14 protein-coding genes, 2 tRNA genes and 1 pseudogene are annotated in these 19457 nt (G+C 72.5%); 11 read left to right on the top strand and 6 right to left on the bottom strand.

Features of this window, described 5'->3' with window-relative positions:
- Positions 1 to 17: 17 nt before the first annotated feature.
- The 5 genes from EIW28_RS12765 to EIW28_RS25395 all read left to right on the top strand — a co-directional run bounded on the left by EIW28_RS12765 (position 18) and on the right by EIW28_RS25395 (position 3677).
- On the top strand, positions 18 to 359 hold the full coding sequence (locus EIW28_RS12765) for a metallopeptidase family protein (protein ID WP_125248352.1): 342 nt from the start codon (positions 18 to 20) through the stop codon (positions 357 to 359).
- A gap of 246 nt (positions 360 to 605) precedes the next feature.
- On the top strand, positions 606 to 989 hold the full coding sequence (locus EIW28_RS12770) for a TOBE domain-containing protein (protein ID WP_125248078.1): 384 nt from the start codon (positions 606 to 608) through the stop codon (positions 987 to 989).
- 21 nt (positions 990 to 1010) lie between these two features.
- A complete protein-coding gene (gene modA / locus EIW28_RS12775; RefSeq protein ID WP_125248079.1) occupies positions 1011 to 1775 on the top strand; it encodes a molybdate ABC transporter substrate-binding protein in 765 nt (254 codons plus the stop codon).
- A gap of 28 nt (positions 1776 to 1803) precedes the next feature.
- Positions 1804 to 2607 (top strand): ABC transporter permease, encoded by an 804-nt coding sequence (locus EIW28_RS12780; RefSeq protein ID WP_125248080.1) that lies wholly within the window; start codon positions 1804 to 1806, stop codon positions 2605 to 2607.
- Positions 2589 to 3677, top strand: a complete 1089-nt coding sequence (locus EIW28_RS25395; protein ID WP_125248081.1) for an ABC transporter ATP-binding protein — start codon at positions 2589 to 2591, stop codon at positions 3675 to 3677. Before EIW28_RS12780 ends, EIW28_RS25395 begins: the two co-directional genes overlap by 19 nt.
- Before the next feature lie 445 nt (positions 3678 to 4122).
- Here EIW28_RS25395 and EIW28_RS12790 read toward each other — a convergent pair whose 3' ends face one another.
- The 4 genes and pseudogenes from EIW28_RS12790 to pheA form a co-directional block, all read right to left on the bottom strand.
- Positions 4123 to 5472, bottom strand: a complete 1350-nt coding sequence (locus EIW28_RS12790; RefSeq protein ID WP_125248082.1) for an MFS transporter — start codon at positions 5470 to 5472, stop codon at positions 4123 to 4125.
- Between the two features lie 124 nt (positions 5473 to 5596).
- Positions 5597 to 6178 (bottom strand): winged helix-turn-helix domain-containing protein, encoded by a 582-nt coding sequence (locus EIW28_RS12795; RefSeq protein ID WP_197717228.1) that lies wholly within the window; start codon positions 6176 to 6178, stop codon positions 5597 to 5599.
- A gap of 378 nt (positions 6179 to 6556) precedes the next feature.
- Positions 6557 to 7141: pseudogene (locus EIW28_RS12800) on the bottom strand (GOLPH3/VPS74 family protein); the annotation flags it as partial.
- Between the two features lie 120 nt (positions 7142 to 7261).
- On the bottom strand, positions 7262 to 8179 hold the full coding sequence (pheA, locus tag EIW28_RS12805; protein ID WP_125248084.1) for a prephenate dehydratase: 918 nt from the start codon (positions 8177 to 8179) through the stop codon (positions 7262 to 7264).
- 414 nt (positions 8180 to 8593) lie between these two features.
- Between pheA and EIW28_RS12810 the strand changes: the two genes are divergently transcribed.
- Positions 8594 to 8666 (top strand) — tRNA-Glu (locus tag EIW28_RS12810).
- Positions 8667 to 8754: 88 nt separating this feature from the next.
- Positions 8755 to 8829, top strand: a tRNA-Asp gene (locus EIW28_RS12815).
- Positions 8830 to 9126: 297 nt separating this feature from the next.
- Here the strand turns inward: EIW28_RS12815 and EIW28_RS12820 are convergent.
- Positions 9127 to 9468 carry a hypothetical protein gene (locus EIW28_RS12820; RefSeq protein ID WP_125248085.1) on the bottom strand — a complete coding sequence of 114 codons (342 nt, stop codon included), beginning with the start codon at positions 9466 to 9468 and terminating at the stop codon, positions 9127 to 9129.
- Between the two features lie 279 nt (positions 9469 to 9747).
- Here EIW28_RS12820 and EIW28_RS12825 point away from each other — a divergent pair, with 279 nt between their 5' ends.
- Both EIW28_RS12825 and EIW28_RS12830 read left to right on the top strand, forming a co-directional pair.
- On the top strand, positions 9748 to 11796 hold the full coding sequence (locus EIW28_RS12825) for an RNA degradosome polyphosphate kinase (protein WP_125248086.1): 2049 nt from the start codon (positions 9748 to 9750) through the stop codon (positions 11794 to 11796).
- A complete protein-coding gene (locus EIW28_RS12830; protein WP_125248087.1) occupies positions 11796 to 12674 on the top strand; it encodes an NUDIX hydrolase in 879 nt (292 codons plus the stop codon). The genes EIW28_RS12825 and EIW28_RS12830 overlap by 1 nt, the downstream gene beginning before the upstream one ends.
- Positions 12675 to 13142: 468 nt before the next feature.
- Here EIW28_RS12830 and EIW28_RS12835 read toward each other — a convergent pair whose 3' ends face one another.
- Positions 13143 to 16211, bottom strand: a complete 3069-nt coding sequence (locus EIW28_RS12835; protein WP_125248088.1) for a glycoside hydrolase family 3 protein — start codon at positions 16209 to 16211, stop codon at positions 13143 to 13145.
- 265 nt (positions 16212 to 16476) lie between these two features.
- Between EIW28_RS12835 and EIW28_RS12840 the strand changes: the two genes are divergently transcribed.
- Positions 16477 to 18945 (top strand): Hsp70 family protein, encoded by a 2469-nt coding sequence (locus EIW28_RS12840; protein ID WP_125248089.1) that lies wholly within the window; start codon positions 16477 to 16479, stop codon positions 18943 to 18945.
- Positions 18942 to 19451, top strand: coding sequence for an SRPBCC domain-containing protein (locus EIW28_RS12845; RefSeq protein WP_197717229.1), 510 nt, complete (start codon positions 18942 to 18944; stop codon positions 19449 to 19451). Before EIW28_RS12840 ends, EIW28_RS12845 begins: the two co-directional genes overlap by 4 nt.
- The last annotated feature ends 6 nt before the right edge of the window (positions 19452 to 19457 follow it).

A 19457-nucleotide genomic window follows, 5' to 3' on the forward strand; every position in this document is an offset into this window, starting at 1 on the left:
GGCGTGTGGCGGTAGATATGGACGAGGCGGACTTCGAGGCGGCGGTCGCCGACGCGCTCGACTCGGTGCCGCAGGAGCTGATGGCGATGCTGGACAACGTCGTGATCCTGGTCGACGAGGAGCCCGAGGGCGCCGACCGGGAACTCCTCGGGCTGTACCAGGGCACGGCCCTGACCGACCGCGGCTGGGAGTACGGCGGGGTCCTGCCCGACACGATCACGATCTACCGCGGCCCGACCCTGCGCATGTGCTCGACGCCCGAAGAGGTCGTCGAGGAGGTCGCGGTGACGGTGGTCCACGAGATCGCCCACCACTTCGGCATCGAGGAGGAGCGCCTCCACGAACTCGGCTGGGGCTGACTGGTCAGGCGCCCGTCCGGCCAGACTGCCCAGGCGGGGCGACCCTTCGCCGGGCGTTTCGAGGGCACACCAAGCCGCTGTTTCGCCGGGCGTGCCGCCCAATCTGCGGGCCCCCGGTTCAACGACCGTGCCACAGGGGTCCGACATCGCATGTGCGCCGCAGACGCGAGGGATGCACGGGAATGACTTCGCAAATGCGAGCGATCATCGGTACTAGTGTCGCATTCGCAAGGCTATGCTTGACGGGTGACGACGTTTCGCATCGGGGAGGCCGCCGAGCTGCTCGGGGTCTCCGCGGACACGGTCCGCCGCTGGATCGACGCCGGGCGGCTCGCCGCTGAGCGCGACGGGCACGGGCACCGGGTGATCACCGGGGCCGACCTGGCGGCGTTCGCGCGCGACCGGGCCGCCGCGCCCGACGGCACCGGCAGCTCTTCGGCGCGCAACCGGCTGCGGGGCATCGTCACCGCGATCGTCAAGGACCAGGTCATGGCCCAGGTCGACCTCCAGGTGGGGCCGTTCCGGGTCGTCTCGCTCATGAGCCGCGAAGCCGTCGACGAGCTCGGCCTCGAAGTCGGCTCCCTCGCGACCGCGGTCGTCAAGTCCACCAACGTTGTCGTCGAACGGTAGCGCCGAACCACGGAGACCCTCATGCGCGCCAGACCCGCCCTCGCCCTCACCGCCGCAACGGCCCTCACCGCGCTCGCCACCCTCGCCGCCTGCGGCGGCAGCGGCGACGACGGCGCCGAGACGGCCACCCTCACCGTGTTCGCCGCCGCCTCCCTCACCGAGGCGTTCACCGAGATCGGCGACCGGTTCGAGGCCGAGCACGACGGCGTCACCGTCGAGTTCAACTTCGCCGCCTCCTCCGACCTCGCCGCCCAGATCACCGAAGGCGCCCCCGCCGACGTGTTCGCCTCCGCCGACCAGAAGCACATGGACAAGGTCATCGAAACCGGCGCCGCCGCAGATCCCCGGCCGTTCGCCCTCAACCAGCTCGTGATCGCCGTGCCCGAAGGCAACCCCGACGGCGTCACCGCCCTCCCCGACCTCGCCGGCCTCGACTTCGCCGCCTGCGCCCCCGAAGTCCCCTGCGGCGCCGCCGCCCAGACCGCCGTCGACGCCTCCGGCGCCGACCTCACCCCCGTCACCTACGAGGCCGACGTCAAGTCCACCCTCCAGAAGCTCACCCTCGGCGAAGTCGACGCCGCCCTCGTCTACCGCACCGACGCCATCGCCGCCCAGGACGAGGTCGACGCCGTCGAGTTCCCCGAATCCGCCACCGCCGTCAACACCTACCCCATCGCCGCCCTCGCCGACGCCCCCGAACCCGACCTCGCCGCCGCGTTCACCGCGTACGTCCTCGGCGACGACGCCTGGACCGTCCTCGAGACCGCCGGATTCCAGCGCCCCTGACCGGGACCGCCGTACGATGAGGAACGCCATGCCCGCCAAGCGAACCCGCCAGCGCCGCCGAGTCCCGGCCGCGCTCCTGGCGCCCGCGGTCGTCGGGCTCGCGTTCCTCATCCTCCCGCTCGCCGGCCTCCTCGCCCGCGCCCCCTGGACCGAGCTCCCCGCCCGCCTCGCCGAACCCGCGATGCTCGACGCGCTCCGCCTCTCCCTCGTCACCGCCACCCTCGCCACGGCCCTGTCGCTCCTGTTCGGCGTCCCGATCGCCTGGCTCCTCGCCCGCGGCGACTTCCCCGGCCGCAGCCTCCTGCGCGCGCTCGTGACGGTCCCGCTCGTGCTCCCGCCCGTCGTCGGCGGCGTCGCGCTCCTCCTCGTCTTCGGCCGCAGCGGCCTGATCGGCTCCTGGCTGCACGAGCGCTTCGACGTCACGATCCCGTTCTCCACCACCGCGGTCGTCCTCGCGATGACGTTCGTGTCCATGCCGTTCCTCATCGTCGCCGTCGAAGGCGCCCTCCGCGGCGCCGACGTGCGCTTCGAAGAGGCCGCCGCGACGCTCGGCGCCGGCCGCTGGACCGTGTTCACCCGCGTGACGCTCCCGATGATCGCCCCCGGCGTCCTCGCCGGCGCGGTCCTGTGCTGGGCGCGCGCCCTCGGCGAGTTCGGCGCGACCATCACGTTCGCGGGCAACTTCCCCGGCCGCACCCAGACCATGCCGCTCGCCGTCTACCTTGCGCTGCAATCCGATCTGGAGGCCGCGATCGTGCTCAGCCTGATCCTCCTGGCGGTCTCGGTGGCGGTCCTGGCGTCGCTGCGCGAACGATGGACGACCGTGGCATGAGCGCCCCGATCGCACACGGCCTGGACGCGCACCTGGTGGTCGACCGCGGCGCGTTCCGCCTCGACCTGCGCCTCCAGGTCGCCCCCGGCGAGACCGTGGCACTGCTGGGCCCCAACGGCGCCGGGAAGACCACGGCCCTGCGGGCCCTCGCGGGACTCGAGGACCTCACCGACGGGCACATCGCGCTCGACGGCGCCGTCCTCGACCGGCCGCGCGGCGGCGGCCGCTGGGTGCCGCCCGAGCACCGCCGCATCGGCGTCGTCTTCCAGGACTACCTGCTGTTCCCGCATCTGAGCGCGGTCGACAACGTCGCATTCGGCCCGCGCCGCCGCGGCCTCGGCCGGGCCGAGGCGCGCGCGCTCGCCGCGGACTGGCTCGGCCGCGTCGGCTTGGGGGACTTCGGGAAGCGGCGCCCGGGCCAGCTGTCGGGCGGGCAGGCGCAGCGGGTGGCGCTCGCGCGGGCGCTGGCCGCGGAGCCGGCGCTGCTGCTCCTGGACGAGCCGCTCGCGGCCCTCGACGCGCGGACCCGGCTGGACACGCGGGTGGAGCTGCACCGGCACCTCGCGGGGCTCGCGGGCCCGGCGGTGCTGGTGACGCACGATCCGGTGGACGCGCTCATGCTCGCCGACCGGCTCGTGGTCGTGGAGGAGGGCCGGGCGGTCCAGGAGGGCGACGGCGAGTCGGTGACGGCGCGGCCGCGCACGGACTACATCGCGCGCCTGGTCGGCTTGAACCTGTACCGGGGCACGGCTTCGGGGCGGACGGTGCGGCTGGCGTCGGGCGCGGTGCTGGCGACCTCGGAGGCGCTGGAGGGGGATTCGTTCGCGGCGTTCCCGCCGAGCGCGGTGGCGCTGTTCCGCAGCGAGCCGGACGGGAGCCCGCGGAACACGTGGCGGGCGGTCGTGGCCGGGGTGCACCGGCACGGGGACCACCTGCGGGTGCGGCTCGACGGCCCGATCCGGGCGGCGGCCGACGTCACCCCGGCCGCGGCGGCCCAGCTCGGGCTCGAACCGGGCCAAGAGGTGTGGGCGGCGGTGAAGGCCGCGGAGATCCGCGCCTACCCGGCCTGATCGGCGGTTCGAAGGGAGGCCGCGGGGCCCATGCCGAGGAGGGGCGGTCGCCGGATCGCCCTGTTTCACTTCCCGCAGTGGCCTCGGTCTGCCTCGCTTTCATTCCATAGTGGTCGCCGGATTGCCCGCTTGGCTTCCCGCAGTGGCCGTCGCCCCGCCCCGCCCCGCCCGCTTGCTACGTGATCACCTCGCTCACTCGGTCGGGTGAATTCCGGGCCGGGGCGGGTGCTGGGGCCGTGAACTGTCGGACCCTTCGGCAAACCTGGCGCCTACGGTCCCCTCATGGGTGGGTGGGGGTTTGGGATGGCCTCTACCCCTACTACGCGCGCGACGGCGAAGGCCGGAGGCGCACTGCGCCTCCGGCCTCGGTTTCCCGGTTGAAGAAGTTCTCTCCCGGCCTAAGGCTTCCCTCCAGGCCGCGGGCTTCGCCTCCCGCGGCCGGGGTTCACCAGCCGCGGGGCGGGCTCGGCGGTAACGCCGCCGCTCCGGCGAGCGTGCGCTTCGCGGCGGGAGCCGACGCGGCGGCGCCGGTGCCGCTCCCCGCAGTCCCGTTCCCGCCGGCGCCGCTCTCGTCTGCGCCGCTCTCATCAGCGCGGGCCGCGCGGCGGATGAGCGGGAGGCAGGCGAGGACGATCAGGATCGAGACGAGGCCGACCGCGAGGAACGCGGTCTGGACGTCCATGACCGCGGACATCGCGCCGCCGAGGAGGAACCCGAGGAGGGTCGCGCCGTTGACGCGGCCGTTCACCGCGGCGTTCGCGCGGCCCCGGAAGGCCTCCGGGACGCGCCGGGCGACCGCGATGCCGAGCGCCGAGTTCTCGCCGGCGTTGAAGATCCCGCCGATCAGGTTGAGCGGCACCATGAGCAGCACGGTGAACATCGGCAGGCCCTGCCCGAAGCACACCAGGCCGACCCCGGCGAGGCATGCCATGAGCAGCCACGCGAGCTGCACGTCGCGGTCGAGGCGGCGGATCACGGCGGCCGCGATCCAGGCGCCGGCGACCATGCCGAGCGTCCAGCAGGCCTTGATGAGGCCGTACATGCCCTCGCTCGCGCCGTACACCTCGCGGACGAGGAAGACGCTGAGGACGTTCACGGCGCACATCGCGGCGATCACGGCGCTGAGGCCGAAGACCATGGCGGTGAGCAGCCGGTCCCCGCGCAGCCGCCACGCGGTCCCGGCGGCCGCGGCCTTCGCGGCGAGGTCGCGGCGGATGCCGCCGCGGCGGGTGCGGATGTCGAGGCAGAACAGGACGCGCAGGAGGGCGCAGCCCGCGGCGAGCATGAGGGCCGCGGCGGCCGAGTGGGCGCCGATGACGAACCCGGCGGCGGCCGGGCCGGCCGCGAGGCCGACGAGGGTGCCGGTCTGGACCATCGCGACCGCGTGCGGGAGGTCCTCGCGGCGGGTCATGAGCGGCACGAGCGCGCTCACGACCGGCTGGTTGACCGCGGTCCCGCAGGCGTTCAGGATGACGAGGGCGTAGAGCGCGATCAGGTTGTCGGTGAACGCCATCGCGACGATCGACGCGGCCTGGAGGAGGCCGGAGGACGCCATGAGCGCGCGGCTGTCGAAGCGGTCGGCCATGCGGCCGGTGAGCGGGGAGAGCACGACCAGCGGAAGGGTCGCGCAGATGATGAGGGCGGCGATGGCGAAGCCGCCGTACCCGTCCGTCTGGAGGCGGAGGGTGAGGGCGAAGTCGGCCGTGAACATCGCGGTTCCGGCGAGGAACGCGCAGGTGGCGGCGGTGTAGACGTCGGACCAGCGGGTCCCGTCGGCGAAGGATGTGAAAGACATATTTCGAAGATACACTTTCACACTTGGATGCGAAAGAGGTTTTTCAGATTTTTTGAAGAAGTTCTTTCACGCTTCTGGAGCGGCGCCCCGGGACGGGCGGCGCCCGCCGCCCGTCCGACCCCCATCAGGTCTGCGGGAAGACCCGGAAGAGGTAGTTGAAGACGACCGTGCCGTCGTCCGCGTCGGGGCCCTTCTCCGAGCGCCCCCGGGACAGCTCGGCGTACTCGCCCTCGAGGTCGTGGAACCGCTGGATGAACTCCTTCGACTCCTCCAGGGTCAGCCGCAGCCGCCCCTGCGACGTCACCGCCGCGTCGCGAAGCTCGCGGCTCGCGTCGAGCCGCACGTCGAGCCAGCGCTCGTAGTTCTCCTCCTGCCGGTCGGTGAACATCTGACCCATCGTGCGCTCGATGACCCGGTCCGCCGGCGTGGCGTTCTCGTCCGCCGAGATCGAGAAGCTGTCGATCGCCAACCGCCACACCCGCTCCCGGGCGTCACCCCGGCTCGGGGCCTCCTCGATGAACCCCGCCCGCGCGAGGGTGCGCAGGTGGTAGCTCATCGCGCTCGGCGTCATGCCCGCGACCTCGGAGATCTCGGTCGCGGTCGCGCCGTCGAAGCCCTGCACGCGGCGGGTCCCCAGGAAGTCGAACACCGCCATGCGGGCCGGATGCGCCAGCGCCTTCATCCGCTCGGGGTCGCTGATCCTCACCTGGTTCGGGAACCGCTTCCCCCGGCGCTGGCCGGGCGCGTTCGGAGGCGGCGGGGGCTCCGGCTCCGGCGGAACCGGCGGCAGCGGCGGCTCCGGGACCGGCGGAGGCTCCTCGGCCGGATGCGAAGCAGATGTTTCAGACATGCCTCAAGCTAACCACGCCGCGGCCCGGGCCGCACCCAGGACCAAGCGAAGCCCGCCCGAGACCGCCCTGCACGCGACTCGCACGCGCCCGAACGGCGACCTCCACGTGCCCGCTCACGACCGCTCCACGTCTGCGAACGGCGGCCTGGGCAAGCTCGCCCGATACCGCCCGCGCACCTCGCACGCGCCAGAGGCGACCACCGCGCACCTCGCCGATTCGGCCCCGCGGCCCCGTCAGGACCCGCCGGAGGCTGCGGCGGCGTTCGCGCCCTCGCGGTTGCCGACCGCCTTGCGGGTCGCGGCCCCCACCCAATGGTCCTCGGCGAAGGCCTTGCGCTGCTTCCGATCCGGTCGCGTCTTCCGGTCCGGGAAGACGACCTTCTCAAGTCGCACGCCGCACACGAGCGCCAGCAGCGCCTTGGTGCGGTCGTCGAACGCGCGGCCGGTGCGCGCGGCCGAGGCCAGGCGGGTGCGGGCGTCGGCCAGCGCCTCCGGATGCTGCGGCAGGTACCGGTTGACGGGGAACAGCCCCATCACCTTGCCGCGCTCACGCCGCAGGACCCCGCGCGCGGTGAGGTCGTCGAGCACGACCTGCTTGAGCCCCTTCGCGGTCCGTTCGACCGCGGCCCGCGGTGAGCGCGGCTTGTCGGCCGCGAGCGCCGTGAGCCTGCCGTCGACGACCGGGTCGCCGGTCGGGCTCGGATCGAGCACGCGGACCTTCCGGCCGTCCTCGTCGATGCGCCCCGCGAGGGCGAGTTCGTAGAGGACCGCACCCGCGAGGCCCAGGTCGAGGTAGCCGCCGGTGCGGTCACGGCCGGTCGTTGGGCGAGCAGCGCGAGCGCTTCGACAAGAGAGGACATGCCCTCAGCGTAGGGCGGCGCGGCACCCCGCGGGTTCCACGCCGTCCCCCAGCGGTCTCACCCGCCCGGCCGCGGTCGTTCAGGCCGCTCCGCCGCTGCGGAGCCGCTCCAGCCAGGCCGCCGCGTCGGCGAAGTCGCCGTCGCTCAGCCCCTCCGGCGGCGGCACGGGCCGGTCGGAGTGGTCGCGCGGGTAGGACCCCAGGTAGCGGACGTCGGCGCAGATGCGGCGCAGGCCCGTCAGCGCCTCGCCCATGCGCGCGTCGGCCAGGTGCCCGGTGCAGTCGAGGAAGAACGCGTACCGGCCCAGGCCCTCGCCGGTCGGGCGGGACTCGATGCGGGTCAGGTTGATCCCGCGGATCGCGAGCTCGGTGAGGACGGCCAGGAGCGCGCCCACCCGGTCGTGGTCGATGTAGACGACGAGCGACGTGATGTCGTTCCCGCTCGGCTCCGGCGGAGCCGCCGGGCGCACCACGTGCACGAAGCGGGTCTCCGCGCCCGAGTTGTCGCCGATGTCAAACGCCTGCACCGGAAGTCCGACCGCCTCGGCGGTGAAGGGCGCGCACACGGCGGCGTCGAACTCGCCGTCGACCACGCGCTGGGCGGCCTGCGCGGTGGAGAGCGCCTGGTGGACGACGGCGTTCGGGAGTTCGCGGCGCAGGAACCCGCGGGTCTGCGCGATGGCGTGCGGGTGCGAGGCCACGGTGGCGATCTCGGCGGCGGGCTTCGCGGAGGCGAGCACGAACGTGACCGGGAGGACGACCTCTCCGGCGATGACGAGCGGGTCGCCGCCGACGAGCTCGTCCACGGTGAGCGTGACCGTGCCCTCCTGAGAGTTCTCGATCGGCACGAACCCGGCGTCGACCTCGCCGCGGCGGACCGCTTCGAGGACCTCCACGATCGAGGCCATCGGCACCGTGGTCGCGCCCTTTGCGGCGGGCAGCCGGCGGAGCGCGGCTTCGGTGAAGGTCCCGCGCGGTCCCAGATAGGCGAACTCCATGGACCAACGCTAGCAAGACCGCCCGCGCAGGGAGCGCGAGCGAAGCCGTCGTCCCGCGCGGGGCCGCGGGTGAAGCCGTCGACGCGGATCTTGCTCCTGGCCCAGCAAGGCCGCCCGCACGGGGGCCGCCGGCAGCGCGCGGCCGCCGGCCGGCGCCGACGTACGGTGCTCGCGCCGTCCAGCCCCGGCTGCCGACTGTTCTTCCCGCGCTCGACGTGCAGCGTTCGCCCCGTCCCGGCCGCCTGTCGACCGGCCGCGAACCGGCCGCACATGAGACGGCGGTCTCAACGGCCACCCGCCTGCTGCGGCGTCTCCGCTGTCGCGTATGCTTGTCGAGCCCAAGCGGAATTCCGCGGTGGTGAGCCGGAGAAAATGGAATGCGACAGTCCTTGTCGCCTGCCAGGATCAACGTGCGCCCCCATCGTCTAGTGGCCTAGGACGCCGCCCTTTCAAGGCGGTAACACGGGTTCGAATCCCGTTGGGGGTACGACCCAGACGCGGTGCCGGTCACACGGACCCGGCTGGTATAAATGAACAGGTCTTGCGACCTTGACGAACTCGATCGAGTTCACCGAGGTCCCGTGGAGCAGCTAGGAGTGCTCGCCGCCCTGTCAAGGCGGAGGTCGCGGGTTCAAATCCCGTCGGGACCGCAGCGAAAACCCCCAGGTTCACCTGGGGGTTCTTTCGTTTCACGGACTCCATGAGCGTCCAAATCGGCTCGGTCCCGCTTGCGCGGGGCCGAAAAGGGGGCCACGCGGCTTGGCGTGGCCCCCCTTTTCGGCTCTCAAGACTCCTCGGCGGTCCGCTCCTCGTAGGCCCGTTCAGGACCTCCCTCGCGAGGCTTCCGCTCTCACGAGGCTGCTCCCCGTCTCTCTCGCGAGGCTTTCCTCTCGTGAGGTTTCCTCGCTCATGGGCCGCCCGCTTTCACCAGGGACGGCCGTCGGGCGTCACCACGGCTGCGGCGGCGCCGGCTCGTCCGGGAGCGGGCGGTTCGGGTCGGGGTCGTTCGGTCCGACGGGGTCGAACGGGTCGGGCTCGTCGGGCACCGGGTCGCCCGGGCCCGGCTCGCGCGGGTCGCCCTGGTCCTCCGGGACCTCGGCGGCGAGCTGGTCGGCCAGGGGCGAGCCGCGGCGCTCCTCCTCCGGGGTCATCCCGAAGCGGTCGGCCTCCCGGTAGTCGCGCGCGTCGAGGATGTCCTCCTCGAGGCCCTCCTCGTTCTGCTCCTCGTCGTCGACCCACCCGAAGGTCTCCTGCTCACTGGCGTCGTATGTCGTGTTCCGGTCTGCCATCGCTCCCCCTTTGGCTCGGCGCGGCGCTTCCCTTGCTCAGCGGCCGGGGAATACCCCGCCCAGTGCGGAACATGCGCAGACGCCGACCGCCCCGCGCCACCTGGCGGACACCTTCGCGGCCGCGGCCCGGGCCCACCGGGACCGGTGGGGCGGCGGTGTGGCGGAGCGGCTCCAGGACCCCGGTGATCCTTTTTGGTCACCGTGTGTGATCCCGTGATCATGAGCGGATTTCAAAGCGCGTTCACCGTGGGTTCATTTTCTTCGTTAACCTTGTGATGTATGACGAATAGTGACCCTGTTCCCCTCGTTGACGCCGGTTTGCCACCCGACCGGTTCCTCGACCGCGAGGAGAGCTGGCTGCGGTTCAACGGCCGCGTGCTGCGCCTGGCGCAGTCGCCTGAGCTGCCCCTGCTCGAACGGGTCCGGTTCCTCTCGATCTTCTCGAACAACCTCGACGAGTTCTTCATGGTCCGCGTCGCCGGGCTCATGCGCCGCCTCGCGACCGGCCTGCCCGTGCGCACCTCCTCCGGCCGCTCCCCCGACGCGCTCCTGCACCGCATCGCGGGGCTCGCGCACCAGTTGAGCATCGAGCACGCCGAGTACTTCCGGGACGAGATCGCGCCGCTCCTCGCCAAGGAGGACATCGCGATCGTCCGCTGGGCCGACCTCGAGGACGTCGAGCGCGCCCGCATGCAGGAGCTGTTCCGCACCCGCGTCTACCCCGTGCTCACCCCGCTCGTCGTCGACCCCGCGCACCCCTTCCCGTACATCTCCGGGCAGTCCCTCAACCTCGCCGTCCAGGTCCGGGACCCCCGCAACGGCACCACCCGGTTCGCGCGCGTGAAGGTCCCGCCGCTGCTGCCCCGGTTCATCGCCGTCGCCCCCGGCCGCTTCGCGCCCCTCGAGGACGTCATCGCCGCGAACCTCGCGCAGCTGTTCCCCGGCATGGACGTCCTCGCCCACCACACGTTCCGCGTCACCCGCAACCAGGACCTCGAGATCGACGAGGACATCACCGAGAACCTCCTCCAGACCCTGGAGCGGGAGCTGCTGCGCCGCCGCTTCGGGCCCGTCGTGCGGCTCGAGGTCGAGGACACCATCGACCCGCGCGTCCTCGACCGGCTCACCGCCGAACTCGGCGTCGACGAGGAGGTCGTCTACCGGCTCCCCGGGCCGCTCGACCTCGCCGGGCTCGACGCGATCGCGAACATCGACCGGGCCGACCTGAAGTACCCGCGGTTCCGGCCCTCCGAGAAGGTCCTCCCGCCCGAGTCGGACCTGTTCGCGGTGATGCGCGACCGCGACGTCCTCGTCCACCACCCCTACGACTCGTTCACCGCCTCCGTCGAGCGCCTCATCGAGGAGGCCGCGGTCGACCCGAAGGTCCTGGCGATCAAGCAGACCCTCTACCGCACCTCCGGCAAGTCCCCGATCGTCGACGCGCTCATCAAGGCCGCCGACGCCGGCAAGCAGGTCGTCGTGGTCGTCGAGATCAAGGCCCGCTTCGACGAGCAGGCGAACATCGACTGGGCGCAGAAGCTCGAACAGGCCGGCTGCCACGTCATGTACGGCATCGTCGGGCTCAAGACCCACTGCAAGCTGTCGCTGGTGGTGCGGCAGGAGGCCGACGGGACCCTGCTGCGGTACACGCACGTCGGCACCGGGAACTACCACCCCACGACCGCCCGCCTCTACGAGGACTTCGGGCTCCTCACCACCGACCCCGAGGTCGGCGAGGACGTCAACGCCGTGTTCAACCACCTCACCGGGTACTCGCGCGACGAGGACTACCACCGGCTCCTCGCCGCCCCGCACTCGCTGCGGCCCGGCCTCCTCGAACGCATCCAGCGCGAGATCGACAACCACAAGGCGGGCCTGCCCGCGCGGCTGCGGTTCAAGTGCAACTCGCTCACCGACGAGGGCATCGTCGACGCGCTCTACCGGGCGTCCCAGGCCGGCGTCAAGGTCGACCTGCTCCTGCGCGGCATCTGCGTGCTGCGGCCGGGCGTGCCCGGGCTCTCGGAGAACATCCGGGTCCGCAGCGTGCTCGGCCGTTTCCTCGAACACTCCCGGGTGTACGTGTTCGAGAACGGCGGCGACCCGGAAGTATGGTTGGGCAGCGCAGACCTCATGCACCGCAACCTCGACCGACGCGTCGAGGTGCTGGTGCGGGTCCACGGCGATGCCCATCGCGCGCAGCTGACTTCGCTACTGGACCGCGGCATGGACGACGGCACCCGGACCTGGAAACTGGGCCCCCTCGGGCTCTGGTCCCGCCAGCGGGGCGGCGTGGACCTCCAGGAACAACTCATGCAGGAGCACCGTTGATGCAACCCGAGATCTTCGCCGCCGGCGCCGTGCTGTGGCGCCCGGGCGAGGACGGGCCCGAGCTGGCCCTCATCCACCGGCCCAAGTACGGCGACTGGACCTTCCCCAAGGGCAAGCTCAAGCGCGGCGAGCACCTGCTCGCCGCCGCCCAGCGGGAGGTCTTCGAGGAGACCGGCATCAAGCCCGTGCTCGGCCGGCCCCTCGCGCCCTCCTTCTACGACAAGGAGGGCAAGCTCAAGCGCGTCGACTACTGGTGCGCCACCCCGGCGGCCGAGGAGGCCGTCGACGAGGCCGTGGACCCCCGCGAGGTCGACGACCTCGAATGGATCCCGCTGGACCGGGTCTCCGAACGGCTCACCTACGAGCGCGACCAGCCCGTCCTGGAGGACTTCTCCCGGGAGATCGCCCGCGAGACGGTCCCGATCGTGTTCGTGCGCCACGCCATCGCCATGTCGAAGGCCGACTGGTTCGACCAGGACGAGCTCCGGCCCCTGAACCAGCGCGGCCGCGAACGCGCCCAGCAGCTCGAAGTGCTCCTGGCGGCGTTCCCGCCCGGGGTCGCGTACAGCTCCACGAGCGCCCGCTGCCTCGAGACGCTCCTGCCCTACTGCGCCGCCGAAGGCGTCGCGGTCACCGGGCTCCCCGAGTTCACCCTCGGCACGAGCAAGCCCGCCCAGGCCACGGCCCGCCTCGACGAGATCATCGAGTCGGGGAAGCCCGCGGTGATCTGCGGGCACGGCGAGCACATCGACGAGATGATCGCCTACACCAGCGGCCGCCTCGGCACCACGGTGCCGGTGGGGCCCTTGGAGAAGGGCGAGTTCGTGGTCTTCCACACCGCCGGCGGCCGGGTCGTGGCCACCGAGCACCACGACTGATCCGAAGCGCCGGAACCCGGCACGACGACTGAAGGAGTCGGTCCTCGGCCCGGGCCCGGCTGGTGTCGGGCCGCTCGGACCCGGTTCCGGGACTCGGTTGGAACTGAGCCCGGGGCCGTGCAGGTCAGGCCGAGGAACGAACTGCGGTCGGGCCGAGTGCCGGGCCCTCGATCGGTCGGTCGGCGTTGGACGGGGCGGGTTTCGGTGCTGGTTCTTGTGTTGTTGCGGGCGGCCGTCCTCGTCAGGGCGGCCGCCCGCATGCTCCGCGGAGCGGTGGTACCGGCGGGGACCCGGTGCGCGGGCGGCTTCCCGCGCTCGGGCCTCGGTATGGCGACGTTCGCGAATCCCCCTCTGTCGCCGCCATCCCGCCGATACCGGATGGCGTTTTTGCTATCCACTACAACAGAAGGGCCCAGCGAGTGTCGAATGTGAACATCGTACTTGTGGATAACTTCGCGGAATGCCTGGTCAGCGCGTAAGGCGGATCGTGTCGATGTAGACGCCTCCGGCGCGGAACACCAGGTACAGGTCCTGGACGCCCTCGGCCCCTTCGAGGTCGGCACCGGTGTCCGTGAAGGACTGAAGGCCGCCGGTCGCGGGGACCTGGACCTCGGCGAGGAGCTTGCCGTCGGGGGCAGCGGCGCGGACCTCGATGACCGGGTCGGCGAGGTCGGCCCAGTCGGCGGTGGTGGTCGCGGTGCGCAGCTCGATCCGCTTCGCGCCGTTCAGGTCCGTCCTCGTGAAGCCGACATGCGCACCCGGGCGGCGGGAGGCCGTCGAGTGGTAGCCGCCCTGGCGGGCCGCGGTGTGCAGCTTCGAGACCTCCCAGTAGGTGAGGTCGTGCGCGATGGTGGCCTTCTCCCACACGTTCGCGCCCGCGGACAGGTCGAGCGCCGCGATGGTCTCGCCCTCGATGCGGGCCTCGGCCCGCGGGCCCGCGGCGTCGCTCCCGGCCGTGAACACGTACGTGCCGGTCTCCACGATCCGCTTGCCGCTCACCACGTCCCACACGAACAGGTCCTGCGGGTCGACCTCGATCTCCACGCGGCGCGTCTCCCCCGGCGCGATCGCCTTCGCGCGCGTGAAGCCCGCGAGCTGCCGGGCGGGGACGCGGTCGCCGTACGCGGACTCGGTCGCGCTCGCGAAGAGGAGCACCACCTCGTCGGAGGCGCGGTCGCCCGCGTTGGTGACGTCGATCGCCGCGACGACCCGCTCGCCGGCCGCGAACGCGCTCGGGATCTCCAAGGGCCCGTACGTGAACTCGGTGTACGTCAGGCCGTGGCCGAACGGGAACACGGCGTCCGCCCGCGAGTACCGGTAGGTGAGGCCCGCGGCGATGACGTCGTACTCGAGCATGTCGATGTCGGCGACGCGGTACGGCTCGGAGCGCGGGCCGGCCTGCGGCAGCGACGAGGTGTCGGGCAGCCATGTCGAGGTCAGGCGCCCCGCGGGCGCGTAGTCGCCGACGAGGGCCTCCGCGATCGCGGTCCCGGCGGCCTGGCCGGCGTGGGAGGTGTAGAGGATCGCGGCGACGTTCGGGTCGTCGGCGATCGCGCCGATCGCGAGCGGGTAGGCGGAGACGACGACCACGACGGTGCGACCGGGCTTGGCGGCGGCGACCTCGCGCACGAGGTCGGCCTGGCGCGGCGCGAGGTCGAGGCCGGGGCGGTCGAAGCATTCGCGGGCGTTCACCAGCGGGTGGTTGCCGACGAAGACGACGGCCCAGTCGGCGTCGGCCGCGACCGCGGCGGCCGCCGCGGGGCCGTCCTCGACGAGCGTCTCGGTGAGCACGGGCGCGAAGGGGCCCTTGGCGAGCGGCAGCGAGCCGTCCTCGGCGAGGCGCACGTGGTACGGCCCGTCGGCGTCGCCCGCGACGTGGTTCACGCCGAACAGCCGCACGCCCTCCTCGCCGCGCACGTAGTGGAGGTTCTGGTGGGTGAACCAGGCGTTCGCGTCCTCCATCTCGGTGTCGTTCGCGACCAGGACCGGCCCGCCCGAACCGGAGGCACCGGCCTGGTTCGTGAAGGTCGCGGGGCCGTCGTTGCGCTCCAGCAGGTTCGCCATCGCGAACTTGCCGGTCGCCTTGTGGCGGAACATGTGCTGCTCGTGCGCCCAGTCCCACACCTCGAAGACCTCGGTGTCGCCGAGGTCCGCCGCGCGGGCGGCGAGCGCGCCGTCGTCGGCGAGGGTCACGTACTTGCCGCCGGCCTGCCACGCGATCGTGTCGTTGCCGCTGTGGAAGGCGACGTCGCCGAGGCGTTCGCGGATCGCCTGGAGGGGCGTGACGCGGCGTTCGGCGGGCACGAGCGGGCTGTAGTAGTCGCGCAGGTTGAGGTCGGCGAGCGGGCCGAGGACGGCGATCGTCGCGGTGTCGGCGAGCGGCAGGGCGGCGCCGTCGTTCTTGAGGAGCACGAGCTGCTCGCGGGCGGCCTGGAGGGCGAGCGCGGTCGCCTCGGGGCGGTCCTGGGGGTGCGGGTCGGCCTCGATGCGGTTCCAGGGGCAGGCGTCGCCGTCGAGTTTGCCGGTGCGGACGAGGAAGTCGAGCCAGTCGCGGACGGTGCGGTCGACGTGCTCCATGGTGACGCCGAGGACGCCGCGGCGGACGGCTTCGGCGGCGTTGGGCACGAACGGGAGGTCGGAGCCGTCGTGGAAGTTGGTCTGGCCGGCGAGGAGGAAGAGGGCGGAGGCGTAGACGCCGATCTCGTCGGTGTCGATGTCGCGGCCCTCTTCGGCGGCGAGGGCCTGCGGGTAGGGGTGGTCGCCGTGGGTCTCCCAGGTGTCCCAGGGGGTGGCCTTGGTGGTGTGGAGGTTGACGCCGTCCCAGCCGTCGGGGAGGAAGAAGAAGCGGCCGTCCTCGCGTTCGGCGCGGAGCTCGTCCATGATGGGGGCGACGATGGAGGGGACGCCGTTGACGAGGTTGTAGGAGGTCATGGCGCCGTGGACGGCGCCGGCGGCGACGGGCTTGCGGTAGGGGACCTCCTGGTACTCGCGGAGGGCGCGCACGCTCATGGAGGCGGAGCTCTGCGAGCGGTGCCATTCGTGGTTGTAGCCGAGGTAGTGCTTCATCTGGGTGAGGACGCGGACGTAGTGGGGGTGGCGTCCGCGAAGGCCCCAGGCGTAGGCGGTGACCATGGCGGCGGCGTGGAGGGGGTCCTCGCCGAAGCCTTCCTCGAAGCGGCCGGCGAGGGGGTTGGAGCGGATGTCGGCGACGGGGCCGAAGCCGGCGTAGACGTCGGTGTCGCGGGCGCGGGTCTCGTGGGAGACGACGTCGCCGATCTGCTCCATGAGCTCGGTGTCCCAGGTGGCGCCGAGGCCGATGGCCTGGGGGAAGAGGGTGGCGTCGGCGTGGTGGCCGGAGCCGTGGAGGACCTCGTTGAACTGGTTGCTCAGGGCCGGGAGGGTGTGGCCGTCGGCGAGGACGGTCTCGGGGATGCCGTTGAGGCAGGCGAGTTTCTGCTCGTCGGTCATGAGGGCGAGGATGGCGTCGACGCGTTCGGCGACGGGCCGGGTCGGGTCGAGGTAGGCGGGAGCGCTCATTCGGGTCCGATCGGTCGGTGGCTGGTCCCCCAGACATTACGACGGGCGACCAGACAAATTCAAGCGGGTTCCCGCGGGACGGGCGGAAAATGTGAGCGGAGCGTCCGGGACGAATCGGGCATTGGGTGGCCCCCCGTTTCAACGATGACACCGGGGTGCGACACGGCCGGGCCGCTGGGCGGGCGCGCCCGCTCGCCGCGGGGCCGGCCGCACTGGTGACCGCGCTGGACGATGCGTGTTCGTTCGGTTCGTTACGATTCTCGTCATGAGCCCCGGCCCCCAAGGAACGTCACTCGGCGTCGACTTCGGCACTTCGCACACCATCGCGGTGGTCCGCCGCGCCGACGGGAGCGTGCGCCCGCTGCTGTTCGACGGCGCGCCGCTGATGCCGTCGGCGGTGTGCGCCGACGCGGACGGGGGCCTGCTGGTGGGGCGCGACGCCCTGCACGCGGGCCGGCGGCACCCGGAGCGGTTCGAGCCGAACCCGAAGCGGCTCATCGACCTGCCGTCGACGCTGCTGGGCGAGCGCGAGTTCCCGGTGCCGGCCCTCATCGCGGCGGTCCTGGACGCGGTCGCCGAGGAGTGCCGGCGCGTGGTGGGCGTGCCGGGGCAGGTGACGCTCACCGTCCCGGCCGAGTGGGGCCCGGCCCGCCGCCAGGTGATGGAGGACGCGGCCGCGCGGTCGGGGCTGGGCCGGGTGCGGCTGGTGCCGGAGCCGGTGGCGGCGGCGACGTACTACGCGGAGGCGCTCAAGCACCGCACGGCGGTCGGCTCGTCGATCGTGGTGTACGACCTGGGCGCGGGCACGTTCGACGCGAGCGTGGTGCGCCGCACCGAGACCGGGTTCGAGACGGTGGCGCTGGACGGCCGGAGCGACCTGGGCGGCCTGGACATCGACGCGGCCCTCATCGAGCACCTGGGCGGCGTGTACGGGGACCGGGAGGGCTGGAAGCGGCTGCTGAACCCGGCGACGGTCGAGGAGCGCCGCTACTTCCGGGAGTTCCAGGAGGAGGTGCGCGGCGCGAAGGAGCGCCTGTCGCGCCACCAGCAGTCGGACATCGCGATCCCGCTGATCGACGTGGAGGCGCACCTGACGCGCACCGAGCTGGAGCAGATCGCGCGCCCGCACCTGGAGCAGACGATCCGGGTGACGCTCGCGGTGATCCGCGCGGCGGGCCTGAGCCTGGCCGACAGCGCGGGCCTGTTCCTGGTGGGCGGCGCGAGCCGCATGCCGCTGGTCGCGACGATGCTCCACCGCGAGCTCGGGGTGGCGCCGACGGTCCTGGACCAGCCGGAGGTCGTGGTCGCGGAGGGCTCGGTCCTGTGGATGGAGTCGGAGGCCGCGACGCTCCAGTTCGCGCGGGCGGTGACGCCCGCGGCGCCGGTGCCGACCGCGCCGGCCCCGGTGACGCCGCAGGCCGCGCCCGGTCTCGTGTTCTCGCCGCGCACCGAGCAGCACGCGCCGTACCGGGCCCCGCAGCAGGACACGCCGCCGCGGCAGGCGCTGCCGCCGCGCACGGCCCAGCCGGCCACGCCGCCGCTGTCGGTCTCCGGGGACGAGCCCGAGCCGCCCGAGACGGAAGCGGACCGGTTGCGCCGCAAGAAGACCGGCAGGCGCCTGCTGGCGGGGTTCATCGCCGTGGACCTGCTCATCGTCGCCGGGCTCGCCTGGTACTTCAACCGCGACGACGGTACGGGCGGGGAGGACGGGCCGAGCGGCGGCGACGTGGTGGCCGCGACGTCGTTCACGCCGAACTGGACGCCGGCCGAGGAGGGCACGCTCCTGGCCGAGATCGCGGACGCGCACGGCATCGACCGGGTCCGGACCCTGGTCGCGGCCGAGACGCCCGACCCGATGCTGTTCTCCGCGGGCGAGGACGGCGTGGTCCGCCAGTGGGACCTCACCTCCGGGAGCCTCGTGCAGGAGTGGGACGACCTCGACATCGGCGGCGTCCACGCGATGTGGGCGACGCCGTCGGAGGACGGCCTCGACTACATCGTCGTCGTCGGCGACGGGTACACCCCGTACCTGTGGACGCCCGCGACCCGGGACTTCGCGGACGTGGGCGCACCCGGGATGGTCCTGGAGGACCTCGTGCAGGGGCAGCGGGCCGGGTCCGTGGACGGCGTCCCCGTGTACGGGGTCTACAACAACGACGAGTTCGAGCTGTACGACCTCGAGGCCCAGGAGTCGCTGGGCCGGTGGCCGCTGCCGGACGGGTACGCGTTCCCGCGGTTGTTCTCCTCGGGCGACGGCCTGTCGATGCACGTCGCCACGGTGACCTCCGAGCAGCAGGTCGACGTGCTCGACGGCGCCACCGGCGAGCCGTGGGGGCTGGGGCTGACGGCCGAGGACATGGCCGGGGTGACGACGGAGGCGTTCGGCGTCGTCTACTACTGGGGCACGCCGTACGCGATGCTGTACGGCAGCGACCGGTACCTGCACTTCTGGGACCTGGACCAGCAGATGCAGACCACGGCGTCGGTCCCGTACGAGGACACCGACGACAACTACCACTTCGAGATGGTGGACACCGCCGACGAGACGGCGCTGCTGTGCCTGACCGACACCGACGAGGCCCGCGCGATCGGCCTCGCCACCGGTGAGGCGACCGAGTTCGTTCCGCCGGACGGCACGCCCACGAAGCTCGTGAGCGTCGTCGTCGGCGGCCTACAGTACGCCGTCACCGGCGACACCGACGGCGACATTCAATTCTGGAGTCTGGGACAGTGATCATCCTGGTCATCGCGGCCGCCATCGTGGCCGCCGCCACCGCGTACGCCATCTGGGCCGGGAGCAAGGAGCACCGGATCGAGACGACCGCGCACCTGGACGCGCGCGCGAACGAGGTGTGGGGCGTCCTCACCGACTTCCCGGCCTACGGGGAGTGGAACCCGTTCATCACCGCGGTCTCGGGCCTCCTCGCCGAGGACGAGCGCCTCGACGTGGTCCTCACGCAGGGCAGCGGGAAGCAGATGGCGTTCAGGCCGCGCGTGCTGCGCGTCTCGCCGGCCCGGCAGATCCGGTGGCTCGGGAAGCTCGGCCCCGGCGGCCTCCTCGACGGCGAGCACTACTTCGTGCTCGAACCGCAGCAGGACGGCTCGACCGTCCTCACCCACGGGGAGCGGTTCACCGGGATCCTGGTGCCGCTGCTGGGGGCGACGTTCGCCGACACCGAGCGCGGCTTCACCGCGATGAACGAGGCGCTCGAAGCCCGCCTGAAGACCGTCCTGGGCTGACCGCGG

Origin of the sequence: Glycomyces terrestris (genome assembly GCF_003933745.1) — a bacterium.
Lineage (GTDB): Bacteria > Actinomycetota > Actinomycetes > Mycobacteriales > Micromonosporaceae > Glycomyces > Glycomyces terrestris.

Coding starts and splice junctions, on each gene's coding strand:
- EIW28_RS12790 (WP_125248082.1), bottom strand. CDS start 5,472: ATGTCTTTCACATCCTTCGCCGACGGGACCCGCTGGTCCGACGTCTAC.
- EIW28_RS12765 (WP_125248352.1), top strand. CDS start 18: ATGGACGAGGCGGACTTCGAGGCGGCGGTCGCCGACGCGCTCGACTCG.
- pheA (WP_125248084.1), bottom strand. CDS start 8,179: ATGGAGTTCGCCTATCTGGGACCGCGCGGGACCTTCACCGAAGCCGCG.
- EIW28_RS12780 (WP_125248080.1), top strand. CDS start 1,804: ATGCCCGCCAAGCGAACCCGCCAGCGCCGCCGAGTCCCGGCCGCGCTC.
- EIW28_RS12835 (WP_125248088.1), bottom strand. CDS start 16,211: ATGAGCGCTCCCGCCTACCTCGACCCGACCCGGCCCGTCGCCGAACGC.
- EIW28_RS12825 (WP_125248086.1), top strand. CDS start 9,748: ATGACGAATAGTGACCCTGTTCCCCTCGTTGACGCCGGTTTGCCACCC.
- EIW28_RS12830 (WP_125248087.1), top strand. CDS start 11,796: ATGCAACCCGAGATCTTCGCCGCCGGCGCCGTGCTGTGGCGCCCGGGC.
- EIW28_RS12820 (WP_125248085.1), bottom strand. CDS start 9,468: ATGGCAGACCGGAACACGACATACGACGCCAGTGAGCAGGAGACCTTC.
- EIW28_RS25395 (WP_125248081.1), top strand. CDS start 2,589: ATGGACGACCGTGGCATGAGCGCCCCGATCGCACACGGCCTGGACGCG.
- modA (WP_125248079.1), top strand. CDS start 1,011: ATGCGCGCCAGACCCGCCCTCGCCCTCACCGCCGCAACGGCCCTCACC.
- EIW28_RS12840 (WP_125248089.1), top strand. CDS start 16,477: ATGAGCCCCGGCCCCCAAGGAACGTCACTCGGCGTCGACTTCGGCACT.